The organism is Planktothrix sp. FACHB-1355 (assembly GCF_014748295.1).
GTDB classification, from domain to species: domain Bacteria; phylum Cyanobacteriota; class Cyanobacteriia; order Cyanobacteriales; family Aerosakkonemataceae; genus Aerosakkonema; species Aerosakkonema funiforme_A.
The window spans coordinates 1-5,692 of the sequence record NZ_JACJUP010000358.1 but is presented as its reverse complement, the minus strand read 5'-3'; the positions used below and the strand labels follow the sequence as shown (position 1 = coordinate 5,692).

6 protein-coding genes and 1 tRNA gene are annotated in these 5,692 nt (G+C 44.4%); 4 read left to right on the top strand and 3 right to left on the bottom strand.

Annotation, left to right across the window (positions count from 1 at the left end):
• The first annotated feature begins 379 nt into the window (after positions 1-379).
• Together H6S82_RS15835 and H6S82_RS15830 are read left to right on the top strand one after the other, a co-directional pair.
• On the top strand, positions 380-805 hold the full coding sequence (locus H6S82_RS15835) for a hypothetical protein (protein WP_190473645.1): 426 nt from the start codon (positions 380-382) through the stop codon (positions 803-805).
• 32 nt (positions 806-837) lie between these two features.
• Entirely contained in the window at positions 838-3,549 is a 2,712-nt protein-coding gene (locus tag H6S82_RS15830) for an NB-ARC domain-containing protein (RefSeq protein ID WP_191056406.1), read from the top strand.
• A gap of 48 nt (positions 3,550-3,597) precedes the next feature.
• Here H6S82_RS15830 and H6S82_RS15825 read toward each other — a convergent pair whose 3' ends face one another.
• From H6S82_RS15825 to H6S82_RS15815, 3 genes are all read right to left on the bottom strand, one after another.
• Positions 3,598-3,747 (bottom strand): hypothetical protein, encoded by a 150-nt coding sequence (locus H6S82_RS15825; RefSeq protein ID WP_190473647.1) that lies wholly within the window; start codon positions 3,745-3,747, stop codon positions 3,598-3,600.
• A gap of 104 nt (positions 3,748-3,851) precedes the next feature.
• Positions 3,852-4,031, bottom strand: coding sequence for a hypothetical protein (locus H6S82_RS15820; RefSeq protein WP_190473649.1), 180 nt, complete (start codon positions 4,029-4,031; stop codon positions 3,852-3,854).
• Between the two features lie 177 nt (positions 4,032-4,208).
• A tRNA-Val gene (locus tag H6S82_RS15815) sits at positions 4,209-4,281 on the bottom strand.
• Between the two features lie 43 nt (positions 4,282-4,324).
• Between H6S82_RS15815 and H6S82_RS15810 the strand changes: the two genes are divergently transcribed.
• Entirely contained in the window at positions 4,325-4,939 is a 615-nt protein-coding gene (locus H6S82_RS15810) for a metal-binding protein (protein ID WP_190473651.1), read from the top strand.
• Positions 4,932-5,692, top strand: a 761-nt coding sequence (mazG, locus tag H6S82_RS15805; protein WP_191056405.1) for a nucleoside triphosphate pyrophosphohydrolase, incomplete at its 3' end; no start/stop codon positions are given. The genes H6S82_RS15810 and mazG, both read left to right, overlap by 8 nt.

Sequence of the window (5,692 nt, the reverse complement as noted above, 5' to 3'; positions counted from 1 at the left end):
ATCGAGGGAATATGCTTTCATTAGCTTTGACTACAACAATCATATCTTATTGTACCTCTTTACAGCGGGAACCGCTGTATATCCCTGTTGTTTCTGTCAAATTTTAAGGAATTGGGAAAGATCTTGTTTAAGAATTTTAGTCTGGAATTAAGGTTGTAGAAATTTAGTATAAATTCCCACCCCTTTTCAGTTGCACCATAATTTGGGCGTGCGTGTCCTCGTCGTCTTGGATGCAGACCCAACTCTTTGGGATTGCTGACTGCTACAGTTACATATAGCTATTTTAATAAAAATTTACAAAAAAAATCTGGGCGGACTCATGTATAGAAGAATAAAGTAGAAAATGATCCTAGTCAAATAATTGCACTGGAGTTAGCAGATGGATGTAGTAACGTTGACGGCTTTCTTAACTCCTTTCTTACCCTACCTTTTGAAGGCAGGGGAAAAAGCCGCAGAAGAGGCAGGTAAAAAATTGGGTGAAGGGTTGGGTGCTGGTGCATGGGAAAAAGCAAAGGCTTTGTGGACTAAGTTGCAGCCGAAGGTAGAAGCAAAGCCAATGGCAAAAGGTGCAGCAGAGGAATTAGCCAACTCTCCCAAAGATGACGATGCTAAAGAGACTCTTCAGAAACAACTGAAAAAATTGTTAGACGAAGATCGAGCTTTAGCTGCTGAAATAGCTCGGTTGTTAGAGGAAAATCCCGAAACCGTTGCGAAGGCTATTAATACTTATAATGTTGCACAGAATGTGACTGGTGATTACAATAAGTCGATTGCAGTAGTTCAAGGAGATGGAACTATCAATTAGTTAATGAGAATAGAAGATATGAGGCTAAAGTAGTGCTGAAAAGATATTTGAGAAAGCTTCTCAAACGCATATATATAATTCTCTCTAAGTTAGCTCGTTCTTTTAGTAAAAAACGTCGCAAGATAAGGCGCGGATTTGGGCATGAGTTAAGCCATAAAACTAATAATATTTATGCAAAGAATACTAACATTGCTAAACTTGAGGAAAAAACTAAATCTGAGTTTCAATCTGCACAACCAATTTCTAGTTATAAAGAAGATAATGTTGTTCAAAATTCAAAAGGCGATGGCAATATTTTAGTTGGCGTTGTAGGCGGTAATCTAACTATTAATTATCGTCGTCCAGTCGATAGACCTTTCCAAGCACCAAATTTACCTACTAATTTTGTCGATCGCCCTGACATTAGCCGCAGTCTTAAAGCTGGTTTGTTGGCGAATACCACCTCTAATTCTGGCGTTTTATTAGTTAGTGCATTGCATGGCTTAGGGGGAATTGGCAAGACGACCTTAGTTGCTGCCTTAGCTCACGATACTGATATTCAAAAGCGTTTCTCTGGCGGGGTGCTGTGGGCTACATTAGGTCAAACTCCTGATATTATCTCACTGCTAAGTAGTTGGGTAAAAGCTCTCGGAGACTACGAATTTCCGGCACGAACCATCGAAGAAACCTCAAATCATTTACGCGGCTTACTGCAAGAAAAAGCTGTTCTGTTAGTTGTTGATGACGTTTGGGACTCAGACCACCTTAAGCCCTTCTTAGTCGCCAGTTCCCAATCTCAGGTAATCGTGACCTCGCGTCGAGTTGATGTGGCTGATGGTGTAACAGCGAAACTAACAGAACTAAATTTGATGACACCAGAGGAGTCTCTGGCATTATTGTCGAAATCTTTAGAACGGGAATTAATCACAGGAGAAGGACAAGAAGCTTTACAGGTTGCTAAAGCAGTAGGATATTTACCACTTGCTTTGAACTTGGTGGCAGCCAGAGTAAAGCGGGGAGTAGCTTGGAGCGAATTAGAAGCAGCTTTAAAGGCAGAGGTAGCCAGATTAGAAGAGTTAGAAGGACCTCGCAGCAAGCAAGCTTTAGAAGCAACCTTCAATTTGAGTCTGAAAGCACTAAAAGACTATAGCGAAGCAGCTTGGCACAATTTTATCTGGTTGGGGGTATTACCTGAAGATGTCACCATCACCGCACCGATGACGGCAAATCTTTGGGATATTTCTGTTACAGATGCTAAAAAGCGTTTGGAACTGTTATGGAATGACGCGCTATTGCAATCTAACTCACCTGTAGAAATCGCGGGTGCTAGTTGGAATAGCTATCGGATGCACGACTTGTTACACGATGTTGCCCGCCGACTGCTGACATCTACAGCAGGGATAGGGATTAGTTTACCTGAAGCTCACAGAAAGTTATTAGCACGATATCAGCAGAAAACTCAAAATGGGCAATGGCATACTTTGGCTGATGATGGCTACATTCATCAGCGTTTAGTGTGGCATTTAGAGCAAGCGCAATGGACAGAAGAAATTCACCAACTGCTACGGGAGACAGCCGCCAATGGTCGCAATGGTTGGTATGAAGCGCGAGAACGTTTAGGACAAACGGCTGGCTATATCAGCGATATTTCTCGGATTTGGGAAATAGTGGATGCCAATCAAACGCCAACCTCTAAAATTATTGGTTGGCAATGCCGCTATGCGCTGATTGTTGCTTCCCTGAATAGCTTGGCGAAAAATATTCCTCCTGCTTTGCTGGTGGCACTGGTGAGAAAACAGGTGTGGACTCCAGAACAGGGTTTAGCTTATGCTTTGCAGATTCCAGAGCCACAGCAGAAAGTAACAGCTCTTACGGAACTAGCAGAGATAGAAAATTGCTTGTCTGTAATTCTCAAAGAAAAAGCACTACAATCTGCCCTCAAAGCTGCCCAAGCCATTGAGGATGAGAGGTATCGCGCCGATGCCCTGAGTGCAATAGCTCCCAAACTGCCAGAAACTTTTTTACCCGAAGCCCTCAAAGCTGCCCAAGCCTTTGAGTATGAGAGGTATCGCGCCGAAGCCCTGATTGCAATAGCTCCCAAACTGCCAGAAAGTTTGTTACCCGAAGCCCTCAAAGCTGCCCAAGCCATTGAGGATGAGAGGTATCGCGCCTATGCCCTGATTGCAATAGCTCCCAAACTGCCAGAAACTTTGTTACCTGAAGCCCTCAAAGCTTCCCAAGGCATTGAGTCTGAGTATCTTCGCGCCGAAGCCCTGAGTGCAATAGCAGACAAACTGCCAGAGGTGTTACCCGAAGCTCTCAAAGCTGCCCTAGCCATTGAGCATGAGTATTATCGCGCCGAAGCCCTGAGAGCAATAGCAGACAAACTGCCAGAGATGTTACCCGAAGCCCTCAAAGCTGCCCAAGCCATTGAGTCTGAGTGTAATCGCGTCCGAGTCCTGATTGCAATAGCTCCCAAACTGCCAGAGATGTTACCCGAAGCCCTCAAAGCTGCCCAAGCCATTGAGGAAGAGTACAATCGCGCCGAAGCCCTGAGAGCTTTAGCTCCCCATCTGTCACAGATGCCAGAAGTTAAACTTTTTTCCCTCTGGAAAGATACACTCCACTCTCTATCTCTCCGCACTCGCCCAAACTTGTTGAGAGACTTGGCAGAGTTAGAGCCAGTAATCTTTGCTTTAGGTGGTGAAGCAGTACTGGAAGACCTTTTTCATGCTATTCAGGATGTAGCTAAATGGTGGCGTTGAGGCACATCCACACCAATGCTATATTCGCCTGCAAAATGCTCCGATTAATTATATTGATAAACTACGATCGCATCCAGAAAAGACGATCGCACCCACAGAATCAGCCATCATTAAGGGCAAATGGGTATTGCTGCGAAACTTTTCCCAACGTGCGATCGCTTTCTCTTGTTGAGTTTGCTCTGGAAAAGGCGATCGCACCAAATCGACTAATGCTAATCATAAAAGGTGAATGTTTACTCTTTTTTTACTTGTAATCTCCTAAAACATCAATTACTTACTGATTAACTCAATAAACTCATTAACTACCGCCTCTGGATCGCGATCGCACAATTTTGAACTTCTTTGAGTTTAGCTTGGCTGAAATCACTACCGAAAATTTTGACTTCAGCTATTTTACCTGTCATAGAACTGGCAAAGGTTTCGTTTGCTTGTTGAATTTTAGTTTTTAATTCTGGCTGTTCATTTATTCTTGATGCTTCCATTTGTCTAGGAACTTCTTTAAATTACAAAAGCCACCTTAATTGCAAGATGGCTATGGCGAGTTTGAAACAATTACATCTAAAAACAGTGATATTATGCTGGTGACGAGAGGCTAAAACCCTTATAAATGCGTGTACCAATTTTGTACCACTGTGTACCAGTGAAAACGGCTGGAGGTATGGGCGGTACTGGACTCGAACCAGTGACATCCTGCTTGTAAGGCAGGCGCTCTACCAACTGAGCTAACCGCCCGTTTTCAGCGCACAATTACATATAGTAGCAGACTATTTTTAAAATGCCAAGTGGTGGAACGCACGATCGCATAACTTTATGGAGTTTACCTGTTGTCGCGGGTTTCACGTTCGGACAGACGCAGAGTGGGAACCTGACTTTGCTTGTGTCAGGCGGGTTTCTGTTCGGGGGACTGATGTTTGGGCCGGATTTGGATATCTACTCGCGGCAGTTCCAACGCTGGGGTTGGTTGCGCTGGATATGGATTCCTTATCAAAGAAGCCTGCGCCATCGGTCTTTTTTATCGCATGGGCCAATTATCGGTACGGCGTTGCGATCGGTCTATCTTATCTGTGGCATAGTTGCGCTGGGGTCGGTTTTGTGCTTGGTGGCGGAATGGTTGGGAGTGGCGATCGCCAGTTGGCAGGAACTCGCTAAGTTAGTTTTGGCTTCCCTTGTGCAACACTATAACGAGTGGATCGCTTTGTATATCGGTTTAGAATTGGGAGCGATGAGCCATTCTTTATCCGATTGGAGCGGTTCTGCTTACAAGCGCTTTAAAAGTGGTGGGTTAAAGGCTATCATGCCTAAGAGGAAGAAGGGCAGGCGGAAATCTTCGCCAGTGAGGGTGAAGAAACGAACCGCCAAGACGCAGAGAACGCAGAGGAAAGATGGCTGAAGATTCTAGTTTAGCAGCATTGCAAAGGTTAATTGATGTGGTGGCGAAGTTGCGATCGCCTGATGGTGGCTGTCCGTGGGATTTGGCCCAAACGCCCCAATCTCTGATTCCTTATGTGATCGAAGAAGCTTACGAGGTGGTGGATGCGATTCGCGGTGGGGATAAGGATGCGATCGCAGAAGAATTGGGAGATTTACTATTACAAGTAGTATTGCAAGCTCAAATTGCTAGCGATTGCGGTCAATTTAGTTTAACTGAAGTTGCTGAAGGGATTACAGAAAAACTGATTCGCAGACATCCTCATGTGTTTGGCGATGTGCAAGTTGAAAGTGCGGAAGAAGTACGTCAAAATTGGGAAGAAATTAAAGCCGCAGAAAAAGGTGAAGCGACGGACGCACCGCAGTTACTAAGTTCTAAGTTAAGTCGCTATGGGCGAACTTTGCCACCGTTGATGGCGGGAATGAAAATTTCTCAAAAAGCTGCTGCTGCTGGGTTTGAATGGCCGAATATTGAAGGTGTTTGGGATAAATTTAAGGAAGAATTGGCAGAATTAAAACACGCGGTCGGACATGAAGAAAAACGGAGGCAAGAAGAAGAATTAGGGGATTTGCTGTTTGTAATAATTAACCTGGCGCGTTGGTATGACCTCGATCCTTCAGCCGCTTTGCAGGGAACAAACGAGCGATTTATTCAGCGCATCATCAAAATGGAAATAGCAGCCGATCGTCCTCTTTCCGATTATACTTTAGATGA

Bases quoted from the DNA above. Each gene is read 5' to 3' on its own strand.
- H6S82_RS15835 (WP_190473645.1), top strand. From the start codon at position 380: ATGGATGTAGTAACGTTGACGGCTTTCTTAACTCCTTTCTTACCCTAC.
- H6S82_RS15820 (WP_190473649.1), bottom strand. From the start codon at position 4,031: ATGGAAGCATCAAGAATAAATGAACAGCCAGAATTAAAAACTAAAATT.
- H6S82_RS15810 (WP_190473651.1), top strand. From the start codon at position 4,325: ATGCCAAGTGGTGGAACGCACGATCGCATAACTTTATGGAGTTTACCT.